9 protein-coding genes are annotated in these 25,074 nt (G+C 70.3%); all 9 read left to right on the top strand.

Going from position 1 to position 25,074, the window contains the following annotated elements; translation table 11 throughout:
- Positions 1-16 precede the first annotated feature (16 nt).
- Entirely contained in the window at positions 17-18,097 is an 18,081-nt protein-coding gene (locus tag ACFW6B_RS23110) for a DEAD/DEAH box helicase family protein (protein ID WP_386598416.1), read from the top strand.
- A gap of 12 nt (positions 18,098-18,109) precedes the next feature.
- On the top strand, positions 18,110-18,343 hold the full coding sequence (locus ACFW6B_RS23105; RefSeq protein ID WP_386598415.1) for a hypothetical protein: 234 nt from the start codon (positions 18,110-18,112) through the stop codon (positions 18,341-18,343).
- A gap of 52 nt (positions 18,344-18,395) precedes the next feature.
- Positions 18,396-19,028 (top strand): hypothetical protein, encoded by a 633-nt coding sequence (locus ACFW6B_RS23100; protein ID WP_386598414.1) that lies wholly within the window; start codon positions 18,396-18,398, stop codon positions 19,026-19,028.
- Positions 19,029-19,034: 6 nt separating this feature from the next.
- Complete coding sequence (locus ACFW6B_RS23095; protein ID WP_367532599.1) at positions 19,035-19,208, top strand: hypothetical protein; 174 nt, start codon at positions 19,035-19,037, stop codon at positions 19,206-19,208.
- Positions 19,209-19,266: 58 nt separating this feature from the next.
- Positions 19,267-21,435 carry a 2'-5' RNA ligase family protein gene (locus ACFW6B_RS23090; RefSeq protein WP_386598413.1) on the top strand — a complete coding sequence of 723 codons (2,169 nt, stop codon included), beginning with the start codon at positions 19,267-19,269 and terminating at the stop codon, positions 21,433-21,435.
- Between the two features lie 161 nt (positions 21,436-21,596).
- Positions 21,597-22,892, top strand: coding sequence for a phage major capsid protein (locus tag ACFW6B_RS23085; RefSeq protein ID WP_386598412.1), 1,296 nt, complete (start codon positions 21,597-21,599; stop codon positions 22,890-22,892).
- A gap of 104 nt (positions 22,893-22,996) precedes the next feature.
- Positions 22,997-23,266, top strand: coding sequence for a hypothetical protein (locus ACFW6B_RS23080; protein ID WP_386598410.1), 270 nt, complete (start codon positions 22,997-22,999; stop codon positions 23,264-23,266).
- Positions 23,263-24,510 carry a hypothetical protein gene (locus tag ACFW6B_RS23075; RefSeq protein ID WP_386598409.1) on the top strand — a complete coding sequence of 416 codons (1,248 nt, stop codon included), beginning with the start codon at positions 23,263-23,265 and terminating at the stop codon, positions 24,508-24,510. Before ACFW6B_RS23080 ends, ACFW6B_RS23075 begins: the two co-directional genes overlap by 4 nt.
- Before the next feature lie 62 nt (positions 24,511-24,572).
- Positions 24,573-25,055: an IPT/TIG domain-containing protein gene (locus tag ACFW6B_RS23070; protein ID WP_386598408.1), complete on the top strand. Its 483-nt coding sequence runs from the start codon at positions 24,573-24,575 to the stop codon at positions 25,053-25,055.
- The last annotated feature ends 19 nt before the right edge of the window (positions 25,056-25,074 follow it).

The raw sequence follows: 25,074 nt of genomic DNA, 5'->3' as shown, positions 1-25,074 counted from the left end.
GTGCATGGTCCGCCGCATGCCGAACCGGATCATCAACGCTCTCTCCTCACTCGTCGAGACCAAGGGCATCCGCCGCCCGTGGCGGGAGGAACTCCACCCCCGCGACTCAAAGGGGCGGTTCATTGAGACCGGCGGCGTGGCCAGGGTGTGGGGCGGTGGCTTCGCGCGCATCGTCCGCGCCCTGTCGATGAACGACATCCTGGTTTCGAACCTGGACGGCAGCAATCAGCGCAAGGTCGTTCGGCAGCGACTGACGATGGTGGCGCGGCCGGACGGCAGCGCTCCCACCAAGAACGAGGAGAAGGTCCAGGCGGAGGATGCCCGCCGCGACGCTGACCCCCGTCGTGGTGACGGCATCAACGCTGACGACAACGGCGACCCGGACTCATCGGACGACCCTCACGACACGGACGACGAGGGTCAGCCGATCGGCGAGGACGACGACGCGGAGCCGAAGGACGAGAAGGGGTCGAAGAAGGCTCCGCGGTTCACCAGCGTCACCGCGGCCCGCAACCACCTGGAGTCGGGCAAGAAGGACCAGCGTTGGAAGCGGCCGCCGCGCGCCCACAACGGTGTCCACCTGCGGGGAGCCTCGAAACAGGAGCGCGCCCAGGTCCGGATCGACACGTACTCGGCGACCGGCGGCCTGGACTTCGCCCGGACGTCGCAGCTCTCGTCCGATGGAAACTTCCTGGTCACCCGGCACGGCAACGGCAAGTGGGACGTCTACCACATCGGGTCGGGCACGATCATGACCCACCAGGCTGGCTTCCGCTCCAAGCCGGACGCCCTGCACTTCGCGAACGAGCTGGAGAACGCCTGGGACGACCGCGGCCGCCCCTTCGATTGGGAAGCCCCCCACGTCGCGGACCGGCTCGACATGGCCAACGGGCGCGACGGCATTGACGCCGCCATTGCTCGCGGCCGCGAGCGCAACGCCAATCGCGACAGCAGCAACGAGCACCAGGCGCAGCCCGCGCCCGTGGCCGAGCAGCCGCAGCTCGGTGACGCCGGCAGCGACGGCGACGTCCAGGACGAGCAGCAGAACGACACCGGCCAGAGCAAGCCGACCGACGACGACCAGTCAGAGCCCCCGGCCCAGCAGGAGGGCGATGACGGCCCTCTGTCCACCGTCGCGCAGGTTCTGGACCACTGGCGCAATAACCCGGACGTGCCACGCCTCCGCGAGACCCACAACGAGCGGAGGCAGCGCGAGGCCGTCGCCCGGCAGCGCGCCGACCTCGTCACGGACCCGCAGGTCGTCGACGGCTTCCTGATCGGCCGCATGGAGGTGAAGGGCAAGCAGCGCTGGACCGTCTTCCACGTCGGTACCTCCGTGCCGATCGCCATCCTCGCCGCGGACAAGGGCAAGCCGGACGCCATCGCGCGGGCCCACACCTACCGGGACTACCGCGACGAGCAGGGGCAGCCGTTCGACTGGAGCAGCGACGGCATCGGCGCACGTCTCGACTCGCCCGCCGGGAAGCGGATGCGGGAAGCCACGTCCGGCCGGACCAGTCATGAGCCGGGCCGCCACGAGAACGACGTCCCCGACGGCGCCACCGAACTCGCCAGCTTCCCCGGCTACCGCATGGCCCGCGGCGAGGACGGCACCAACGTGTACGGCCCGGACGGCAAGCGCATCGCCACTGGGCAGTCGGTGTTCGACCGCAACACCCGCCGCTCCGCGTACGTCGGCAATGTCGGCGACCGGCACGTCAGCGGCCGCACGGAGACCGATTTCGCGGTCAACGCGGCCCGGCAGCACACGCTGGCTGGCCAGCCCGATGACCAGAAGGATCCGATGTGGGTCCAGTACTCGCCGAGCCGCGCGGTTGTCCACGGCGCGGACCGGAACGACCCCGACATGCACAAGCGGCTCCGCCGTGCTGGCTTCGTGTGGTCCGACGGCGCGCAGGCGTACGTCACCACCTCCAACACCCGCCCGGTGACCCGGGCCCTGGCCGTCGACGGCCTGGTGCGCGGCCTCGCCGCCGAGGGTCGGCAGATCGAGGTTCGCCGCGACGAAGACCGCCTGCGCACCCCGGCCGCGCCGCAGACTCCCGCCGCCCCGAAGGCGCCCGAGGCTCCGCCTGCCGACGTCCCGAACGCTGACGCGCCGGAGCCGGCCGCCCCCGACCTGCGGTCACTGGACGATGCCGAGCTTGAGGACTACTTCACCGCGGCGAACCAGGAGTTCCACGACGTCGGGTTCAGTGACCAGGACCGCATGGTCGCGGCGCAGGACCGGGCGAAGGATGCGCTGGAGGAGATGCAGCGCCGGGACCGCCTGAAGTACGACGAGGACAACGCCCGCCGCGCCCGGGTCGAGCCGTTCGACGGCAAGCGTTACCCGGTCACAATCGACGGCGACGACAGCGATGACGCCAGCCTGCAGGGCAGCAACGGCGCCTGGACGTGGAACCGGCTCGGCGGGGGCAGCCGCTACAGCTCCGAGAAGTCGTTCCGCACCCGGGAAGCCGCCCTCGCCGACCTCATTTCCGAGCGCGACCGTGACCGCGGCCAGGAGGACAAGCCGAACGGGCCCGAGGCGCCGGCCACGACGGACGCCGACGAGCAGCACACCCCGGAGGCCCCCCGGCCGACGCCGGACGCGGCCGATGCCAACGACGCTGCAGACGCCCCGTACGGGCAGGACGGCGCCAAAACCTACCTGCAGGTCAAGGACGAGATCGCCGCCCTGCAGAGGGACTGGAACAGCTCCGACTTGGCCCGGGATCTGGGAAACGGCCAGGATCGCCAGCTCACCGCTGACCTGAACACCAGCTTCCGCTACCTCGCGGCCACTACCGGCATACGTCAGCGCATCCAGGCCAGCCGCGAACTACGGCGATCCGCCGAAGCCGTCCTTGCCGCGCTCGACGACGATCCGGGCCGTGATCCGTACGGCAGGGCCCGCCTGGTGCTGGAGGCGATCCGCGATCGTACGGCCCGCCACGAGCAGCGGCTCGACGCCACGCTGAAGAGCCGGAACGGCAAAAAGAAGGGGCAGCCGGCGAAGCCTGCCGCCGTCCCGTCCGCGCCCGGGACGGATAATCAGTCCGCCCCCGACACCACCACCACGGGAGACGACAGCAGTGGCAGTGAACAAACTCGGGCGGATCGCCGAGAAGCACTGGCAGACGTACCGGCCGAAGGCGTACGCGGAGCTGGGGACGGAGCCGGAGAAGGAGACCTTCTTCGCGACGCTCGGGATTCTGGCGGATCAGGAGATCGCCGACAGGACACGGCAGATCCTGGCGCAGCAGACGAGCGAGAAGTTCGTGGACCGGGTGGCGGCCAGGACGCAGGCCAGAGCGCAGGCCAGGGAGATCGTGATGAGCGAGCGGATCTTCCTGCCGGCCGAGCCCGGCATGGAGAACGCCGAGCTTCCGGATCACGGCAGGCTGTAGCCGCACGGGCCTTCCGCCCGGCGTCCCAGAAGGACTTGGCGCCGTCGGGTGAGAAGGCCAGGGCTCGCGCGAACGTCGCGGCTGTCCGAACTCTGCGGCAGATCCAGGCCGAGGACCGGTCGGCGACGCCTGCTGAGCAGAAGATCCTCGCCCGCTGGTCCGGTTGGGGCGCGCTGCCGATCGTCCTCGCGGACAAGCCGGAGCCGACGGACGGCGCCTTCCGGGACGCCGACGGCAACCCGGACCCCGCCAAGTACGCCCGCGCCCTGAAGAAGTGGGAGTCGTTCGCCGAGGAGCGCGCCGCCGTCCGGGAGCTCCTCAACGACGAGGAGTGGGCCGCGGCCAGGGCGAACACCCTCAACGCCCACTACACGGACCACGAGCTCGTACAGCCCCTGTGGAACCTGGTCCGCGAACTCGGCTTCGACGGCGGCAACGTTCTCGAGCCGGGTTCCGGCAGCGGCAACTTCATCGGCTCCGCGCCCGAGAACGCGCGGATGACCGGCATCGAGCTGGACCCGACCACCGCGGCGATCTCGCAGCTCCTCTACCCGGACGCCCGGATCATCAACGACTCGTTCGGCGATGTCCGCATGCCGAACTCGTACTTCGACCTGGCCATCGGCAACGTGCCGTTCGGCCGGTTCCCGATGTACGACGCGCAGGTCAACCCGGACAACAAGCACTCGATCCACGACACCTTCATCCTCAAGAGCCTGCAGAAGGTCCGGCCCGGCGGCCTGGTCGCCGTCGTCACCAGCCGCTACACCATGGACGGCGAGGACGACACCGCCCGCCGTCAGATGTCCTACATGGCCGACCTGGTGGGCGCGGTCCGTCTCCCGGCCGGCGCCCACCAGGACGCCGCCGGCACCGGCGTCGTCACCGACATGCTGGTCTTCCGCCGCCGCTTCGGCGACGAGAACACCCACGACATCGACATGTCGTGGACGCGGTCCTCGAAGACGAACGTCAACGGCCACGAGATCGCGGTCAACGACTACTTCCAGCAGCACCCGAAGATGATCCTCGGGCAGCTCACCACCGGCCGCGGGCAGTTCTCCGACCACGACCTGACCGTCGTCGGCGATAAGAACGCAGGCCCCGCGCTGAAGGCGGGCCTGGAGCGCATCCGCAGCGCCTCCTACATGTCCCGCGAGCGGCCGAACCGCATGCGGTACGTGCCGGAGATCGACGCCGTCGACCGGCACCTTGAGCTCGCCGGGGAGAAGCACGAAGGCGCCGTGCACATTCTCTCCGACGGCAAGTTCACGCAGGTCGAGGACGGCGCGGTCATCCCGCTCGACGTCCACCCCACACAGCAGGAACAGCTCCGCAAGCTGATCGCCCTGCGGGAGACCACCAACCGTCTCCTCCGGCTCGAGGGCTCCACCCGCGAGAGCGGCGAGACCGACGACATGCGGGCCCTGCGTCGAAAGCTCAACGAGGCGTACGACGCCTACGTCAAGCAGCACGGCCCAATCGACAAGCCGGGCCAGACCCGGTTCTTCAGCCCTCAAGAGGCGAAGGACCGGGCGAAGGCCGAAGGCCTGAAGGACGTCCCGGACGCGTGGAAGCAGCCGTCCGCGCTGCAGCTCTTCGAGGACGACCCGGCCTCCGCCGTCGTCTTCGGCCTGGACAAGTGGGACGACTCCGCGAAGTCCGCGAAGAAGGCCGACATCTTCCGGCAGCGGGTGCTGGCGCCCCGCGAGATCGCCAACCGCGCCGACAGCCCCGAGCAGGCCATCGCCTTGGCGCAGGAGCTCGACGGCGGCGAACTGCACCTGCCAACGATCGCCCGGCTCCTGCGCCGTACCGACCTGCAGGTGCTGCGTGAGGAGATCGGCCCGCTCGCGTTCGACGAGCCGGGCTCCAACCGGCTCGTCTCCCGCGGCGAGTACCTCTCCGGCAACGTCCGGGAGAAGCTGGCGCTCGCCGAGAAGGCCGCGGCCGCCGACCCGAGGTTCGCGGCGAACGTCGCTGCTCTGAAGAACGTCATCCCCCGTGATCTCGACCCGTCCGAGATCAAGGTCAAGATGGGCGCCCCGTGGATCCCGGAGACGGACATCACGGCGTTCCTCCAACACATCCTCGGCACCAAGGCGGTCCGAGCCGAACGCGGTGGCGCCTCCATGTGGGAGGTGCAGGGCCCCACCACCGGTATCGCCGCCCGCTCGGACTGGGGCACCAAGGCCAAGCCTGCGCCGGAGATCGCCAAGGCGCTGCTGGAGCAGCGCACCATCGTCGTCACCCGCTCGATCGAGGCCGGCGGCAAGAAGGTCACCGTCACCGACGACGAGGCCACCAGCGAGGCGCAGGCCAAGGCCAAGGAGATGGCCGAGCGGTTCTCCGAGTGGGTGTGGGAGGACCCCGAGCGCACCAAGCGCCTGGCCCGGGTCTACAACGACACCTTCAACAACCTGGTGATGCGGGAGTTCGACGACTCTCCGCTGGCCCTGCCCGGCGCGAACGCCGAGTGGACGATGCGCCCGCACCAGAACGCGGCGATCCGCCGGATCGTCAGCGAAAAGTCGGTGCTGCTCGCCCACGTCGTCGGCGCAGGCAAGACCGCCACGATGGTCGCCGGTACGCAGGAACTACGCCGCACGGGCATGGCCCGCAAACCCGCCATCGTCGTACCCAACCACATGCTCGGCCAGTTCCGGCGCGAGTACCTGGAGCTGTACCCGGACGCCAAGCTACTCACGGCGTCCTCCACAGACCTCACCGGCAAAAAGCGCCGCCGCTTCATCGCCAAGGCCGCGACCGGCGACTGGGACGCCGTCATCCTCACGCAGGGCGCCTTCGAGCGGATCCCCATGCGCGCGGAGGCCCAAGAGAAGTACATGCGCCGGGAGCTCGACAGGCTCCAGGAAGAGATCACGCGGGCCAAGCAGCGTGAGGGCAAGTCACTGACCCTCAAGCGCCTGGAGGAGACGCTCAAGCAGAAGGAAGCCAAGCTCAAGCAGAAGCTGGCCGCGAAGAAGGACGCCGGGACGGTCCACTTCGAGGACACCGGCATCGACTACCTGATGGTCGACGAGGCCCACGGCTACAAGAACCTGGCCACCGCCTCCCACATCGAGGGCGCCGCCATCCCCGGTTCCGCGAAGGCCTCCGACCTTCACATGAAGATCGAGTACCTGCGGGAGCGGAACGAGTCCGGCCGCGTCGTCACCCTCGCCACCGGCACGCCGATCGCCAACTCGGTGACCGAGGCGTACGTAATGCAGCGCTTCCTGCGCCCGGACGTCCTGGAAGCCGCCGGCGTCAACGACTTCGACTCCTGGGCCGCCACGTTCGGCGAGATCGTCCAGAACCTGGAGCTGGCCCCCGACGGGTCCGGCTTCCGGATGAAGGCCCGATTCTCGCGCTTCCACAACGCCGCGGAACTGCTGCGCATGTACCGGCTCGCGGTCGACGTACAGACCGCCGCCGACCTCAACCTGCCCACCCCCAAGGTGCGCGCCGGCGCGGACGGCAAGCGTGGCGAGGTCGTCACCGTGCCGATCTCCGCCGAGCAGAAAGCATTCGTCACCGCGCTGCCCAGCCAGCCGTGGATCCACAAGCAGGGCGGCGTTCTCAAGGCCATCGGCCTGGCCTCCCGCGCGGCAATCGACATGCGGCTCGTCGGCGGTCACGGCGAAGAGGGCGGCAAGATCGACGCCGCCGTCCACAAGATCGCCGAGATCTACGAGGAGAACAAGGACCGGATCTACCCCGTCTCTGACGAGGACTCCACTCCGCAGAAGCTGCCCGGCTCCCTGCAGATCGTCTTCATGGACGCCAGCACGCCCGGCTCGACGGCGAAGAACGCGTGGGACGGCTACGCGTACATGAAGGAACAGCTCGTCGAGGCGGGCGTTCCAGCCGACAAGGTCCGCTTCATCCACGAGGCGAAGACCGACAAGGCCAAGGCCAAGCTGTTCGAGGACGCCAAGAACGGCAAGATCGCGGTGCTCATCGGCTCCACCGAGAAGATGGGCACAGGCGCCAACATCCAGACGCGTGCCGTCGCCCTGCACCACATGGACTTCCCGTGGCGGCCGGCCGACATGGCGCAGCGTGAGGGCCGTATCGAGCGGCAGGGCAACCTGAACATGCCGGAGATCCCCGGCACCGCGGACGACGTGCGGATCCTCTCGTACGTCACCGAGGAGACGTTCGACGCCTTCAAGCTGGGCACGCTGGAGCGCAAGGCCGGGTTCATCGCACAGATGGACCGCAAGGACTTCGACGCCCGCGAGATGGAGGACATCGGCGACGTCGCCGTCTCCTTCGGCCAGATGAAGGCCATCGCGACCGGCGACATGACCGTCATGGACTACGCCCAGGCAGGCGCCGACGTCGTCGAACTGCAGCGCGCGGACCGCCGTTGGCACCGCGACCAGGACACCCGCCGCCGCACGGTCGCCGCCGCCGACGGCATCATCAGCGACCTCGCCGAGGTGCTGCCGGCGTGGCGGGACGCCCTGGAGCGCCGTGAAGACGTCTCCGGGGACAACTTCCGCATCCGCATCGGGGACGAGGAGTACGACCAGCGGGCCGACGCCTACGACGACCTCGCGCAGCGGGTGCAGGAAGCCGCCTGGAACATGAGCCTGCAGGACGGCACCCGGGTGCCGCTCGGTCACCTCGGCGGCCACAACTTCCACGTCGAGATCGGACACGACCAGTTCGGCAACCGTGTCGCCAAGGTGCGCTTCGACTGGCCGAGCTGGGAGCACCCGGCCGAGCCGGACACCCGCGGCGTCTACACGCCCAGCCAACTCGTCGAAGCCTCCGGCCGCGGCATCCTCGCCTCGCTGGAGCGTCGCCTGAACAACCTCGACGAGGCCATCGCCGATGCTGAGACGAGCCTGGAGATCGTCCAGGATGAGCGGGCCCGCGCGCTGCGGGGGCTTGGGGGAACCTCGCCGCACGGGGAGCTCCTGCGGTCGAAGGAGCGCCGTGTCGCACTGCTGTCGAACCTGATCACCGCAAACGAGAAGCTGAAGGGATACAAGGGCCGCGAGGTTGACCCGAACGACGAGGGTTACCTGAAGGCGAAGCGCCGCGTTGCCGAGCTGAAGGACGAACTCGGCATCGAGGACCGCCGTGAGCACGAGATCGACGAGGCGGCCGCGGCTGCCGCCCTGAGCGCCGTCGATGACGATGCTGTGACGCTGGACGCCGACGAGGTTGACCGCGAGCTCGCCAAAATCCGGCCTGAGGGCGCCGCCCGTACTCCCCGCACCCGCTCCGGCGCGTCCTCCGTGAACGAGCGTCGCGAGTCCTCGAGCACCGGCCGGGCTGGCACGGTGACTCTGGACCGTGACCAGGTCGACGAGGACCTGGAGTCGATCCGACCCGCTGGGGGTAACGCAGGGTCTGGTGGTTCCTCGGAACCGCCGACCGGTCCAGGCGTGCCGCCGCAGGGCGACGATGACGACGATGCGGTAGAGCCGCTTGTCGGCACGATCAGTCCCCGCGCCATGACCCCGGAAGGCCTGCAGGCGGAGATCGTGGCGCTCATCGAGCACGAGATGGCCCATGGGCCGCTCGTGGGAGCCGCGAAGACCCGTCTGGCCGCGCTGGAGGCGGAGAAGGACCGTCGCGCCGGAAAGCGCCCGGAGCGGGAGACCAAGCCGAAGCCGACACCGCAGCGCAGCGGACCTGGCGGGAACTGGGCTGATCTCACCCGCGACCAGGTGGAAGGCGACGAAGGTGAGGACGACGGGCTGTTCTCCACGCCGGCCACACCGACCGGCCCCAGCCGGGCGGCCGACCCAAGCAACCCCCTGGACAAGCCTGACGACCCATTCGGGACGCCGGACATGTTTGCCGATGCGGAAGGCCGCGATACCGCTGATCTTCGCGAGGCGGAGATCCGGCGTGCGGACCAGTTGAAGCAAGGCGACCGATTCGCCGACGCCGACGGCCGCGTCCACACCGTGGCCGAACCGCCGGCCAAAACCGGTCGTGGTCGTGTCCGCGTCGTCACAGAGGAAGGTCGAGAGCTGTTCTTCCGTCCTGCGGACGAAGTACGACTCGGTGACGCCGCTGGCACCCCGCAGGACGGTGGCCAGGCCACGCAGCCGACACCTGAGCGTCAGGAAGAGTCGTCCGCTGAGACGACCGATACGCCCGAGGTCCAGCCGTTCGCCCACAACAAGGAGTGGCGGGACGCTCTCGCGCCCGTCGACGTTGCCGACACGCTCTTGGGCGCCGCAGCGTCGGAAACCTGGAGGCTGTCAGAAGTACCCGACTCCATCAGCCGGATCCGCCGTGGTGTCATGAACGCCATCGCCGCGCTGGAAGACAACGACTTCGACGCGGCCGAGCAGAGCCTCATGGACGCCCGCGAGCAGGCAACCGGTCTGCAAGACAGTCTGCTACGCACCGAGCGCGACAAGGTGGGTGAGCCGCTGCGCGTCCTGATCGGAGCGATCGACACCTTCTTGGCCCGGCACCAGGTCACGCGCGAGCGACGTCGACGCGAAGACGACGCTGCGCGTCGTCTGGAGCAGCAGCGGCCTGATTCGTCCTCGGCTGTGGCGGACGACGCTGAGGTCAGCTCTCTGTTCACCAGGAACAAGGCGGACAACCGTGGAGCGGTCGACTCGCTCAAGGCTCGCTATCAGGAGCAGTTTGGCAGCGAACCGCGTGACCGTGTGGCACAACTCTCTAACGAGCTGTTCACTTTCCTGGATCAGCAGTGGGGCGAGGCTGCGGGCGACGTGTTCGGCCCAGCGAGCGAGACTGCGCTGCACTTGGCGGACGCACTCCACGACCAGGAGATGACCCCGGAGGAGCGCTCTGGCCGCTTCGGTGTGCAGGTGGGGGCGATCCAGCGAGAGCTGCGGGCCCGCCGTGACCGGTTCTCCGAGCCGCAGGCAGACACTCCGCCGGTCCCGGTACCCCCGGCCGCCCGGGAGTGGAACAACGGCGACTGGGCCGTCACCCCGAACGGAGAGGGCCGCGTCATCCTCGCCGAGGACGGCAAGGTCGTTGTCCTCGACGGCGGCGGCGCTCCGCGGACGTACGAGCCCCGGCAGCTGTCCCTCCCCGGCGAGGCGCGCACGGCCGAGCACAATGCGCCCACCGCGCAGGAAGCGGCCCGTGCAGAGAAGCGCCAGCAGGATCTGGACGCGGCGCAGACCCCCGAGGGCCTGCGGCTCTTCTACGGCACGCGCCTGGCCAACCTGGACCTGGAGGAAGGCCACGGGCAGGTTCTCGACGAGGGCGGCAACACGGTCGGCTGGATCCGCCGCCGCGGCACGGTGTGGCTGGGCCAGGACGCTCGCGGTGGCCAGGCCCACGGCGGGGCGGCGCAGTCGGACTCCGACCCGCTGCATGGGCCGCGGGAAGCCGCACAGGCCGTCGACAGCAGGCGTCGTGACGACGGCATGTCGGTGGCGCTGAAGGACACCACTTGGCGGCACCTGACGCCGGAGGAAGGCAAAGACGAGGTCTGGTACTCCGAGTTCAGCGACGCGCAGCAAAACGAGTTCTTCAAGCTCACCAAAGAGTGGGCAAAGTCCTCTGACCCTGAGCTGAGCAAGGCTGCGCAGCACTGGGGCCGGGGCGGCCTCAACTACCGGCAGATGAACCGGCTAGCGGATGAGGCCGCTGCCACCGCGGACGGGGTCGACGCCACGACGCCCGAGGGTCGACGCAGGCAGGCCGTTCTCCGGAGGCTCGCGGACAAGATCCGTGCGCAAGCGCGGCGCGCGTGGCGCGGTTGGCAGACCATGCCTCCGGCGGGCGAACCGGACGTCCCGCACGAGATAGACGCCCCCGACTGGGTCCCGTTCGGGCACCGTGAGACGTCGGAGGCCGACGCCCCGGTCAAGCTCGATGCGGAGCAGGTCCGCACCGAACTGGACGGCCTCAAGCGTGACGGAGCCAGCGAGGAGAGCACCCCCGCTACGACCCCTGACCTCGTGACTGAGCTGTCCGGCCCCTACAGCGACCTTGAGAGGGCGCTGCGGCAGCAGTATGGCGACGACCTGCCGCGGGCAGCTCAGGGTGTCATCGACAACTGGGCGAAGGTCCTGAGCGCGTTCGCGGCCGGTGCCGATTCCGACGTTCGGGGCGGCCTGTGGGGTGCGATGGGCGACGCCCATCACCTCTACTCAATCAGGCCCCGGGAGGGCTCTGCCAACGACGCGACGTCCGAGCAGATCCACCGCTTCATGCGGGCCGCGCGCGAAGCGGAGATCCGTTGGTCCGGCGACGCACCGGGCGAGGGCGAGGAGTGGACCACGCTCGGCGAGCTCAAGCCGGGTGACGTGTACCGGAAGCCCGGACGCAGGGGCACCACAGCCGTGCACTTCAGCTCCGAGCCGAGACAGGATGACCCCACCCGCCACACGTACAGGTCGGTCCACCTCAGCGGGGAGCCGGGTGGCTCCATGGGGAGCGACTACCCGGACGAGCGGGTCATCCGGATCACGGACGACCGGGCCGTTGCTCAGGGCAAGCGGAGCCTGTCGAAGGAGCATGCCCGTCAGCGCAAGCAGGATCGGGACCTGGAGGCGCTACGCGCTGAGCGCGCGGCCAGGCGCGCGAAGTTGGCACCGGAGGAGGAGCCAGCCAACAGCGCCGATGGTGCACCCGAGACCGGCACCCCGACCATGGAGACGCCTGACTGGGTGGACGACATGGGCGACGGGCTGTGGCTGGACAAGGTGCGCAAGGGCGCCGGCCCTCGGAATATCTACGTCAACGGCCTGATTGAGGCCCTGGTGGGCCGGGATAGGTCGACGGGTGATTTCTTCTGGTGGCGGCCGGGCGGCCAGACAGGCGAAGGCCGTTACGGCAGCCCTGAGCAAGCGGCTCGTGGCTTCGCGGCTGACATGCGGGACCTGTCCCTGCCGAACCTGGCGAGCCTGCCCAGCGTTGCGCTCCACACGGAGCCGGAGCGGACGCCGTCCACCCCGGACGACGGGCCGGACGCCGACACGTCGTCCGTCGACGAGCCGAACACCGACGAGTCTGATGACGACAACGGCGAAGACGACTCCGCCGGTCGTGACCGTCGCCAACGACGTCGCCGGGACCGCCGTGACCGGGACCGCAACCGCCCGCAGGGCGGCGGCCTTGGCCGGCCGCTGATCCCGCATATCCCGGAGCGGGACAACCGCAACAACGGAGACGATTCCGACTCCAGCGGCCTTGACGGGCTGCGTGACGACTATCGGACCGGGCGTCAGCTACTGCCGAGCATGGACACTCCGGAGCACCGGGACTTTCTACGCCGGCTTGCGGACAATCCGACCCTGACGCGGTCTGTCGATGGCGGCCTGGTGACGTGGAGCGACGACCACGCTGCCTTGGCCGACGGTCAGCCCGCCCTGTGGTACTTCGCCCATGCCCGCACCGGCGCCGGGCTCGGCGGCGCAGGCAACACCGCAGTGAGTGCGTACAGCGGCACGCAGGCTCGCGAGCTCGCCAACCGGTACGAGCGCCTGTCGGATGCGAACGGCACGCCGTTCGACTGGGCTGGCGACCTCGACCCGGTGGCCGTACGTGCTTGGCGCGACGGACAGGGCCGCAACCTGCCCCAGGCAATGCGTGCAGAGCGGGACGCGTTCGAGGCCGAGCAGGAGCGTGAAGAGCCGTCCGCACTGCCGGCGGATCTTTCGCATCTGACGGACCCCGAACTGGAGTCGCTCCCGCACCAGGACTTCACCGCGGAGGACTGGGAGCGTTACGCCGCCGAGATGGACCGCCGGTTCCCGCCGGCCGACCAGCTCCGCAACGTGCTGCAGGAGGAGCCTCCGGCGACCGAGGAGGAGCGCGAGGCCGAGAACAAGGCTATGGACGCGGCCCTGGGCTTCGGGCAAACGGACGTTGCGCCAGAGATTGTGCGCGCCAAGCGGCTGTCCAGGGACGAACAGCTCCGCGACGAGTACCAGGTGTGGCACGAGGAGCGCCGGAATCGGGCCGAGACCGCGATGCGTGGCGGCTCGATGCTCAGTAAGGAGGGTAAGCGCAGCGGTTACAGCGAGGACGACGTCTTCAACGGTGGGTTCCTCTCGGCCAACGATGCGTGGCGCAAGTACGCGTCCGACGAGCTGATCGAGTGGTTCGATCAGAACGGCGGCCGCGTCACGTACAACCAGTTCCGCGAGCAGAAGCGGCAGTCCGAACGCCTTGACCGGTGGGAGTGGGAGGAGCAGCAGCGGGCCACCCGCGGAGAAGCCGATGCTTCCGGTGATGACACTGCGGACGTCGATGACTCCGGGCCGGTGGTCGACGAGCCGGAAGAAGCCGCTGCGGGCGAGGTGTTCGACGCATCGAAGCCACGCTTCAGCGACGTCGCTGCGCTCCGCGAGCACCTGAAGGCAGGCGAGTTTGATGCCCCGGGGCCCGGCGGCAACTGGGACATGCTGCAGCGCCTCGACGAGGTCATCGCCAGTAAGAAGCTGGAGATGAGCCCCGGCGGCCGCCTCGCCATCGGTCCGTTCAAGCACAACAACCGGCGCGGCAAGCAGTGGCGCATCCTGGCGCCCGGGTCGATGAAGACGCTGTTTGACCCGTACGACATCAGTCGCGAGCAGGCCATCGCCTACACCGAGGCGCTGGAAGGCATTCGAGACCGGGACGGTAACCCCTTCCCATGGGACGCGCCCGACGCCGCAATGCGAGCCCACGCCTTCCGCGGCCCGGACGGCGAGAATCTGACCGTGGCCATCGCCAAGGCCTTCATGGACAAGTTCGTTGAGGAGGAGCCGCTGTACCACCGCACAACGGCTCGCCTGCTGCTGCTTAATGAGCAGCGTCTGGACGAGCACTACCCGCGTTGGCGTGCCGCATCCGAGCAGGACGGTTACACAATCCCCGTGTACCACCCGGATGAGGTGCAGGTCGGTGACGAGGTCGACTCCTTCCGCGTCTGGACCTACGCCGATACGCCTGGTGGAGGGCCGGCGGAGTGGTCGGAGCGCGGCGTTGCCACCGACACCCCGAACTACCTGACTCGCAATTCAATCGGTCAGGGTCTCGACTTCCCGTTCGGCGTGATGGGTGACTACCAGCTTGACATCGGCCGAGGGCCCGAGGAGGGCAAGTTCGACCTCGCTGGCAACAAGGTGGACCGCCTGGTGCACGGAGTGCACTTGGTTGCCGACCCCGTCCGGGCGCGTGCGATGCGTCGCCCACGCCCGGGTGAGACCGCGCCAGAACCGGAAGTCGTCCGGGACGAAGACGCCTCAGCACGCAAAGTCCCTGATGCGGTGAAGCCGGCGGAAGAGGTGTCGACGCCGAACGTCGACGTGCCCGAGAACCAGCCCCAGCCGGAGCCGATCGGCGGACGCACCGCGGAGTGGGTCAGTGTCAGCGACCTGGGCCTCGGCGACGTCGTCCGCATCGAGGGCGCCACTCGCACCGGGAAGCCGCGCATCCTGTCCGGGTACGTCATCCAGGCGCCGCAGCGCCGAGCCGTTTCCCGCAAGGGCCGCAGCACCGAAATGTTCATGACGCTCGTCTCGGAGACACGGGACGGCAGCAGCGGGGACCGCTCCCCGGTGTGGACGCCGCTCGACGCCTCGGCCGCCCGCGCCACAGGCGAGCCTGACAACGAGAGGGATCGGGCCGACAGCTCCCTCATCACGGGCGCGGAGGGCGACGTCCTCACGGGGAACATCGCCGACCGCATCGCCACCGACAGCTCCGGTCGTGGCCTGTTTCCGGGCAGCCTCGTGCAGGACAACGACGGCCGCGACGGTGTGGTCACCGGCGCCAACTCGTCCACCGTGTCCGTTCGCTTCGGCGACGACAAGCAGGAGACCGGCCTCGCCCCGACGTCGGTGACCGTCACCGACGGAGGCGCCGCCCGACCCACCGGCTGGACGCCGGAGGGCCAGCGGGTCCGCGACGGTCACGTGGTCAGCGACCGGGACGGCAACATGCTCGGCACCGTCGAAGGTGTCGACGGGGACACCGCGCAGGTCGCCACCCGTGAGGGCATCAAGCCCATGCCGGTCACCGACCTGCGCACCGTCGGCGAAGTCCGCGACAGCGGGCCCAACGATGCCCCGAACACTACGGACGTCGTCCCCACCACGGCCGGCGCACTCAACGAGGGTGACGTCATCGTCGACAACGGCGAGGACGGCCCTCGCACCGTGACGGTCGTCGGCCGCGACGCCGACGGCGACCAGGTCCAGCTCGACGTCGCCGACACTCGCACCGGTGAGACCTCTCAGATCGACACCACGGCGGACGCTCCGATGACCCGCCTGGTGGGCGAGGACGGCCAGGCCCCGGCCGCTGGTGACGAGGACGACGACATCGACCTGCGGGTGCTGGAAGAGCCGCAGGCGGTCGACCCGGTCATCGGCGACACCGTGGACCCGCAGCTCTCCCCGGAAGAGCGGAACGCCATCGCCGACCACGGCGCGGCGCCCACAGACGACCCGGACGTGCAGCAGGCCGTGACCCGGATCGGCGAGGACCTGCCCGTCACTCCGGGCCAGGCGACTGCCCTCGCTGATGCGCTGCGCGCCACGTCCACGCCGGACACTGCGGAGGGCCGGGCGGCTCGACGTGCCGCCGGTCACCTGGACGAGGCGGCCGGTCGCACCACCACGGACAGCGGCGCCCTGCCCGCGCCCGGCACCGTCAACGATCTCGGGGTCGGTGACACGATCGCCCTGCCCGACGAGAACGACGAGAACAACGTCTCCTCGTACACGGTCGCCCGCATCGACGACCTCCTCGGAGGGGCCCGTCAGGTGACTGTGCAGGACACCACCGGGGCGCAGCACTCGCGCGTCCTGGCCGGGGATCAGCCGCTGTGGCAGCTTCCCGAACTGCCTGCCGCCGACGGGGCGGACACGCCCCGTCGGGACCCCAACCTGGCCCCGTCCGCCGATGATGTCGTCGCCGGGCACCCTCACCGGGTGGCGCGCGCGGTCGTCGACTCGGCCATCGCCGGGACGGAGCCGGCGGGCAGCATCCACCAGTTGCGGCAGCAGGTCGCCGAACGGGTCACCTCCGAAGCTCTGCTGACGCACATGCAGCAGGCCCGCCAGGACGCCGTCGACGCCCTAAACGCGGTCGGTGTCACCGGCCCCGAGCGGGCGGAGGCCTTCAAGCGACTCAAGGCCGAGCGGCTCCGTGCCCGCGCGGCCGCGGTCAAGGCGGTACTGCGCACCATCAACGACCTGGAGCCGCTGGACGGGGAAAGCGAGCAGGACACGGCGAACCGCGCCGCGGACCTGCTGCGGATGATCCCTGACCAGATCGGCGCCCCGTCCGCAGGACAGGGCAGCACCGGCGAGACCGAGGAGACCATCGGCCGGCACGTCGACGACGCGCTGATGACGCTCGCCCGGCAGGCCTTCGGCGACGGCCTAAGCAACGAGGACGCCCTGCGCCTGGGCCGGGTGCTCGCCGGCCGTATGGACGCCACCCGGCAGGCCACTGCCCGCCGCATCCTGCGTCACCTGCCTCCCGCGCAGCGGCAGCGACTCCTCCCACAGGTCCTCGCCCTACTCATGCGGATCGGACGCCGCATCATCGCCATGGTGAAGGCCCTGCTGAAGGCCGCAGGCCGGGTGTGGAACGCGGAGGCCTTCCGCCGGTTCCGGGAGCGCCTGGTAGCCCGGGTGAAGGCGTGGCCGGAGTCCCGGCGCCTGCACCGCATCACCCAGAGCGCCGACCTGCCGAACCCCGGCGACGGTGACAGCCTCGCCGACCGCATCGCGCACTGGACGCGGCTGCTGCCCGCCCCGGGACGCTTCGGGCAGACGTCGCGGCGCGCACGCTGGTACCAGCGCACCACCCGCCGCGCCCTGGCCGCCGGGGAGCTCCCCGCCGTGCAGGACGGCATGCGCTGGGCGCCGGACCAGGCCGCCGACCGCGGCCCGGGTGCCACCGCGATGCGCCACCTGGCCGCCCTGCGCGCCGCTGGCGGCGACATGGACCGGGACATCAACGCCCGGCTCGCGGCCGCCCGGCCGGAGCTCGGCGACGACCCGCACACCAGCCTGCGCCTGGCCTCCGCGTACGCGGACATCACCGAGCGCCGGGCCCGGGATCTCGCCGCCCACCCCGTCGGGCACAGCGTGAACCCGGAGTACGCGCTGGAGCTGGCGGCCGCCCGCGCTGAGGCCGCCGACGCCCGCGCGGAAGCGGACCGGCTCCGCGCCGCGTACGTGGCCGCGCTGCCCGATGTCGTCGCCGACGCCTTGGGCTCGGTGCGCGAGATGGGCCCGGGAGGTGCCTCGGCGTTGATCGTGTCCCCGGACAGCGACAGCGACGCCGCCCGCGCGCTGACCAACGTGCAGCGGTTCGTCCCCCGGGACTGGCTCGACCCGGCCGAACGGCGCCTCGTGAGCGCGCGAAGCGCAGAGGTCGGCGGGTACGACCCGGCCAGCCGGACGGTCTCTGTCGCTGACCTCGGCGACGAAGGCCTCGGCACAGCCGTGTACGCGCTCCTGGTCCACCTGCAGCAGGCACAGCCGGACCTTCTGGCCGCGCAGCAGATATACCGGTACGCCCGCACCCACAGGGGCCGTATCGGGGCTCGTCGATCCAGCGTCGACGAGTTGTTCGCGCGGTTGTTCAGCAGCTCAGAATCAGGCCGGGCGGACGTGATCCTGCCGCGGGCTCTGCAGTCCCTGTTCAACGGCGACTGGTACGAGGACGACGACCTCCGGGCGTTCCTCCTCGGCCTGCTCGCCACTCGGTAGAAGGAGGCCCGCATGTTGGCGACCGGAGTCCTCGAGGACGGTTGCCCGTACGACGTCGAGATCACCGGCCGGGCTGACCGGCCGGTGATCGGCTCGGCACGAATCCGGGCGCTGGTCGAGCAGCACACCGGGAAGCCCGTGTTGCTCGGCCCGCTCGGGCCCCGCCGCAACCTGGACCCCAGCGACCCGCAGACGATTCTCGCGCTGCTCCGGCAGCGCACCCGCCTGATCGACCAGCGGCCGTGAGGTGAGGGCTGTGACCGGGACACAAGCCAGCCGCAGAGCTCACCCTCCGCGCGTGACCACTACTCGATTCGCCTACGCCATCAAGGCCCTGCCCAACACCCAGCCGGCGCCCGGGGCGCCACCGGGCCCGCCCGACCCGGCCGCCGACGAGATGCGGCCGCCCGCGCACGACGACTCCCGCCCGTGGGCGGGCGACGCCTACGACGAGGGCGACGAGACCGATCCGGCGAACGCCTTCGCGGCGTTCACCGGCAAGGACGGTGAAGAGGCCTGGCTGGACCGGGCGCCCGACGGCACGCTTACCGGCTGGGTGCGCGACGCGACCGGGCAGGTGTGGCGGTACAGCGACGACAGCGCTTGGGTGCTGGACGTCGATGGCGCGCAGATGCAGCGCGTCAGCACCACCCCCGGCCAGGACCCCGCAAGCCCCGACGGGGCCGCGCCCGACGGCCAGGAGCCCCTCGCCGATGACGGGGCTGCCGACCCCTACGCCGACGACCCGGCGGCCGAAGACGACGATCCCGAGGCCGATCCGCTCGCCGCCGACGACGAGGACCCCGACGCCCTCGACGCTGGCGCCGACGAGGAAGACCCGGATATGGAAGAGTCCCCCGACGAGGACGACGAGGACGAGGGCGCACCCTTCCCCGGGGCGAGGAAGCCGAAGAAGAAGGGAGGCAAGTAGATGGCCATGGACCGCAGAACGGCGCTCGCCGTGGCCCAGGAGGCGCACAAGGCGGCCGCCGCTGGCAAGACGGTGGAGGACTGCCCCTACAACGCCGACGGCGGGCCCGAGCAGCGCTTCAAGGCCCGCTACTGGACCCTCGGCTTCGAGCAGGCCCAGAAGGACAGCGCGGGACGGTAAGGCTCCGGCGGGGGCACGGTGCGCGGGTTGATCACCCCGCGCCCTGGAGGTCCCCGCCGTGCCGAGCCCCCCACCCCGTAAGCCGTCGATCCGCCACGGCACCGTACGAGCCATCTTCGCCGTCACCGGCGTCGTCGACGAGGTCAGCGACCTCATCCTGCCAGGAGCCTTCGCCAGAACCCTGGCCACCCGCCGCGTGAAGTCCGTCTTCCACCACGAGTGGAAGGACCCCATCGGCGTGGTTCTGGAGGTCGAGGAGTGGAAGCCCGGCGACCCGCGGTTCGTGTCCATCCCCGGCGGGGCCGTGTGGCCGAAGGAGGCCGGCGCGCTCGTCGCGACCGTCCAGTTCAACCTGCGCACCCAGCGCGGCCGCGACGTATACGAGCAGGTCAAGCAGTGGCACGAGCACGGCGAGGCGCAGTTCTCCATCGGCTACAAGGTGCCGCCCGGCGCGGCCAGCAAGCGGCACGACGGAGTACGGATCATCCACTCACTGGACCTGTACGAGGTCAGCCCCGTCCTCCACGGTGCGCACCCCATGACCAGGTCCCTGGAAGTGAAGTCGGCGGCCCTGTCCGGGGAGGGAGTCGAGCACAAGGCCACCTGGTCAGCGATCGAGCTCGACTACAAGGACGCCGAGCAGCAGGTCGACCGCGGCGCCATGATCGCCCTGTACCTCCCGCGTGACGCCGCCGAGCGCATCGCTCAGCCGGACGGCACGGCGCCCCGGGACCTGCACGTCACCCTCGCGTACCTGGGGGACGCCGCCGCGCTCGGCGGACACCCGGACGACCTGACCGACCTGGTGCGCAGCGCCCTCACGGACGCCAACCCCCTGGAAGGCAGCATCGGCGGCATCGGCCGCTTCCCCGACTCGGGGGACGGCGAAGTCACATGGGTGCCCGTCGACGTTGCCGGCCTGACCGAGCTCCGCACCCGGATCGCGGACGCCCTCCGCCAGTCGGTGTTCTCCGACAAGTTCCGCGAGGACCACGGCTTCACCCCGCACGTGACCCTCGGATACCGGCTGCCCGGCGTCGCACCGTTCCCGCAGATACCCGTGCGCTTCGATGACGTGGTGGTCGTGCAGGGAACCAAGCGGACCCCGATCCCGCTGTCTGGGCCGCCCGTCGACGCGGACACGATGCAGGCCAGCATGGAAGCCAAGACCGCGGCCGCCGTCCGCCTGGAGGCCAAGGCCGCCGACGGACTCGACCGGAACCGCGGCAACGCCGAGAACCTGCGCGATTGGTACGCACACGGCGAAGGCGCCGCCCGCATCGGTTGGGGCAGCCCCGGCGACTTCGACCGCTGCGTGGCCCTCGCCAGCAAGCACATGTCCCCCGAGGACGCACACGGCTACTGCAACCTGCGCCATCACGACGCCCTCGGCATCTACCCCGCCACCCACGCCGCGGAGAGCAAGAGCGCCCGCGCGGCTGTCCTAGAAGCGAAGAACCTCCCCCTGGAGACTCCTATGCCTGCAGCCACCCCCTACTCGTACGAGCAGCTCCGCAACCGCATCGCAGAGGCCGCACGGCCCCTGTTCGACTGCGGGGAGGACGGGTTCACCAGCGTGGAGGCGACCTATCCGGACCGGGCCATCGTCGTGGTCTGCAAGCAGGGCGAGAACAGCACGTACGCCGTCCCGTACACGGTCGACGGCTTCGACGTGGACCTCGGCACTCCTCAGCCCGTTGAGCTCGCCACGGTCGCGGTTCCCGTCGACGGCCGGGAGCGGGCCGCCAGCGTCGACGAAGAGATCGAGGCGCGGTTCATGAAGCCGTCCGCCCAGGCTCTCGACGACGCGACCGCCCTCATCACCGTCTCCGACGCCACCCCCGACGAGGTCGGGACGCTGCAGCCGAGCGTGGAACGACTCCTGGCCGCTCTCGCGAAGAAGGGCGCCCCCATGCCCGCGCACCAGCAGCCCACCCCGGACGGGGACGAGGACCTGGACGACGACTTCCTTCCCGACGAGGAAGCGCCGGCCGCCGCCGACGAGGAGCTGGAAGACGAGGACACCGGCGAGGCCGCGGACGACGACGCCGGCGAGGAGGCGACGTCAACGCCGCCCGTCGACCTGTGGGACGACGACGAGGGGGCCGAACAGTGGGGCACCGACGAAGAGGGCGACGACGAGCCCTACACGCCCCTCAAGGAGACCGACAGGGCCGTCCTGGACCCCAACGAGGTCAAGGCCCAGCTCGCCGCCCTGCGCGCCTGACACGCGCCCCGCAGACGTCCCGTGCGCAACCCACGAGTTGAGCGCGCGACGTTAACCCTCCTGGTGTTCTCCAATGCCCGCGCGTTTCGGGTCGTCCCGGTGCTGGCCGGGCGAGCGACGCATGTCCATCGCCACGCCCAGCACCGGGAGAACACACCACCATGGCTACCGATAAGAGCCTGCTCCGGAGCCTGCAGTCGCAGCTGCAGGAGAAGAGCGCGGAGGCCGACCGCATCGCGTCGACCTTCAAGGAAGAGGGCGGCAAGTTCGTCGTCTCCACCGAGCAGAGGGACGCGTACGTCAAGGTCGTCCGCGACGCCCAGGAGATCAAGGGGCTGATCGACGCCGCGCAGGGCGCCGACACCCTCAACGAGTACATCAACGCCCCCGAGGGCACCCCCGCGGCCGGCCAGTTCTACGGCAGCGCCCCGCGCGGCGTGGAGGGCAAGAGCCTCGGTGAGCTGTTCACCGAGTCCGACGCCTACAAGCGGGCCGCGGCCAGCGAGTTCAAGGAGCGGCCCTACATCCGCGCCGAGATCGAGGGCAAGAGCATCTTCTCCCTCTCCGCGGGCACCCACACCCACCAGGCCCTCGGCTCCGTGCAGGACCTCGGCATCACCGAGGCGCAGCGCCGCAAGTGGCACATCCGGGACCTTTTCCCGTCCGCGAAGACGAAGTCCGCGGTCCTCCTCGGCATCCGCGAGACCGGCTGGGTCAACAACGCGGCCCAGGTGCCGGAGAGGCGCGCGGCCGACGGTGTCTCCGCGCCGACCGGCCTGGACACCGACGTCTTCGGCAAGGCCCCCCGGTCGAAGCTGAAGCTGGAGCCCGTGGCGTTCCCGATCGCGGAGATCGCCCACCTGCTCGACGGGCACAAGAACATCCTGTCCGACGAGCCGCGCCTGCGGAACTTCATCAACTCCCGCCTGGTCGAGGGGGTGAAGTTCGCGGAGGACTACGACCTGCTCCACAGCCAGGGCGGCGACGGCACCTCCATCGTCGGCCTGTTCAACACCCCCGGCGTCCAGCAGTACACCGGCAAGAACACCGACAAGTTCTCCATCCAGATGCGCCGCGCGATGACGCGGTCGCTGCTCGCCGAGTACGAGCCGACCGGTGTCGTCCTCTCGCCGAGCATGTGGGAGGAGGTCGAGGTCGAGACCGACGACAACGGCGCCTTCCGCGTCGCCCTGCAGGTCGCCGTGGGCGCGCAGAAGAAGGTCTGGCGGATCAATGTCGTCGAGACGACGGCGATGCCGGACGAGAAGTACCTGCTCGGCAGCTTCGGCATGGGAGCCCAGCTCTACGACCGCGAGAACGTCTCCGTGACCGTTTCCAGCGAGAACGCGGACAACTTCGAGCGTGGCGTGCTGACGTTCCGGGCCGACGAGCGTGTCGCTCTGGAGGTTTCCCGTCCGGAGTCCTTCGTCATCGGCACCTGGACCACGCCGGCGTAACCGGCCGGGCCCGACTCGGGCCCGTGACCGGGGGCGCATCGCGGGGCCGGACCCACAACGGTCCGGCCCCGCACTCCTTTCCCAGCACGAGAGCGAGGACTGCCGTGGCAGACACCAACGGGCTGATGGCGGCCCTCACCCAGCTCACCGAGCAGCCGCCCGCTCAACGCGGGCCGCGCTGCAGCGTCGGCGCGATTCTCGACACCCTCGACGAGGGCACCGCCCACAAGCTCCGCGACCTGCTCGACACCCGTACGGTCTCCGCCACGCAGATCGCGGATGCGCTGACCGCCAACGGGCACCGCGTGCAGGCGCCGGCGGTCGCGCGTCATCGCCGACGAGGCGCCTCCAACGGATGCAGGTGCACCGCATGAGCCTTGACGACCACCTGGACGCGCTGCTGGCTCCCGCCGGCCCCGCCCAGACCACCCCGCCCGAGATCACCCGGCCCACGGCGGCCGCGCCGAAGGGGTGGGAACCGGGCGTGCGGTGGGAGCCGGACGGCGCCATGCTCGTCACCGCGCCGGCCGCCGACCCGCCGCCCCAGGACGAGGCGGGATGGCGAGCCCGCGTGGAGGAACTCGGCCTGGCCGTCCCTGACGGCTACCGAGTACGGCTCGTGGAGGCCCGCCACGACCCCGCCGCCTGGCACCGCGACGCCCAAGGTGAGGACGCCGTCACCCGCCCCGTGTGGCGATGCCGCTACCTCGTCGAGCCGACCGTTCCCGGGTGGTCTTCTGCCGAAGACCTGAACGCGCTGGTCCGCGACGTGATGCGGCGCCGCCGCAAGCCCCGCAGCCCAGCCGCCGAGAGCGGCCGCGCGCTCGCCGTGGTGTACGCCGACCCGCAGGCCGGAAAGGTGGGCCGGGACGGAGGCACGAAGGAACTGGTCGGCCGGATCTCCGAGCGGTTCGACCGCCTGCAGGACCACCTGCGGGACTTGGTCAAGATCGGACGCGCGCCGGATTCGGCGTACTGGCTCGACGCCGGCGACTGCATCGAAGGGTTCGAGAACGTCGCCTCGCAGGCCTTCACGAACGACCTGACGCTCACCCAGATGGTGCGGCTGCACCGGCGCTTGACGTTCGAGGGCTTGGACCGGCTCGCCACCGCCTTCCCACGCGTGGTGGCCGCGACCTGCGGCTCGAACCATGCGCGGGTCAGGCGCGGCAAGGACGCCGTCGGCCCGCCCCAGGACGACTGGGGCATCGAGGTCATGAGCCAGATCGCCGACGCCTACGCCAAGAACGCGGACGCCTACGGGCACGTCTCCTTCGTCGTGCCGGAGCCCTGGCGCGACACCGTGTCCCTGGACATGGCCGGGACGATCGTCGGCCTGGCCCACGGCCACCAGTACCCCCGCCCGGACAAGGCGGGCGACTGGTGGCGGGCCCAGACGTTCGGGCGGCAGCCGATCGCCGATGCCCGGATTCTCGTCTCGGGGCACTACCACCACTTCCGTACGCAGCAGCTCGGCGCGGGCCGCCTGTGGGTGCAGGCGCCCACGCTCGACAACGGCTCCGACTGGTGGGCGATGCGGTCCGGGGAGGTCTCCCAGCCCGGACTGCTGGTCTTCTCGGTCACCTCGCAGGGCTGGGACGACCTGCGCATCCTCTGACCGCGACCCAAGCGCGGCGCTTCCTACACCCTCACCACCTCCAACCAGAAGGGAGACCCGCCATGGGCCTCTACAACGCCGCCGGCGCCCGCATCGCCAAGTCGGCCTTCCCCGCCACACCCACCAGCGACCCCCTGATGAAGGTCACCGCCGACGTCTACGAGACGAAGCCGTTCGACCAGGGCACCCGCCCCAGCGACAGCCGGGACGGCGTCCCCGAGGGCTCGATCAAGGTCCTGCGCTACAAGGCGGGCGCCATCCTGCGGCAGTCGCAGATCGACGCCCTGTACCCGCCGGCGACCATCGCCACCATCAGCCCGGCCACCGGGCCCGCGGCCGGAGGCACCGTCGTCACGATCACCGGCACCAACCTGGACGGTGTCGCCGACGTCAAGTTCGGCGCGGCAGCGGGCACCAACCTCAAGATCCTCTCGTCGGGCAAGCTGCAGGTCACCACGCCCGCCGGTTCGGCCGGGGCCGTGAACGTCGTCGTCGGTGACGACGCCGGGGCCGTCACCAAGAACGGCGGCTTCACGTACGCCTGATCTGTGCGCAGCGCGACGT

Origin of the sequence: Streptomyces sp. NPDC058751 (assembly GCF_042746485.1) — a bacterium.
GTDB lineage: Bacteria > Actinomycetota > Actinomycetes > Streptomycetales > Streptomycetaceae > Streptomyces.
The sequence above is the reverse complement of the archived record's forward strand: the minus strand, read 5'-3'. Positions and strand labels throughout refer to the sequence as shown.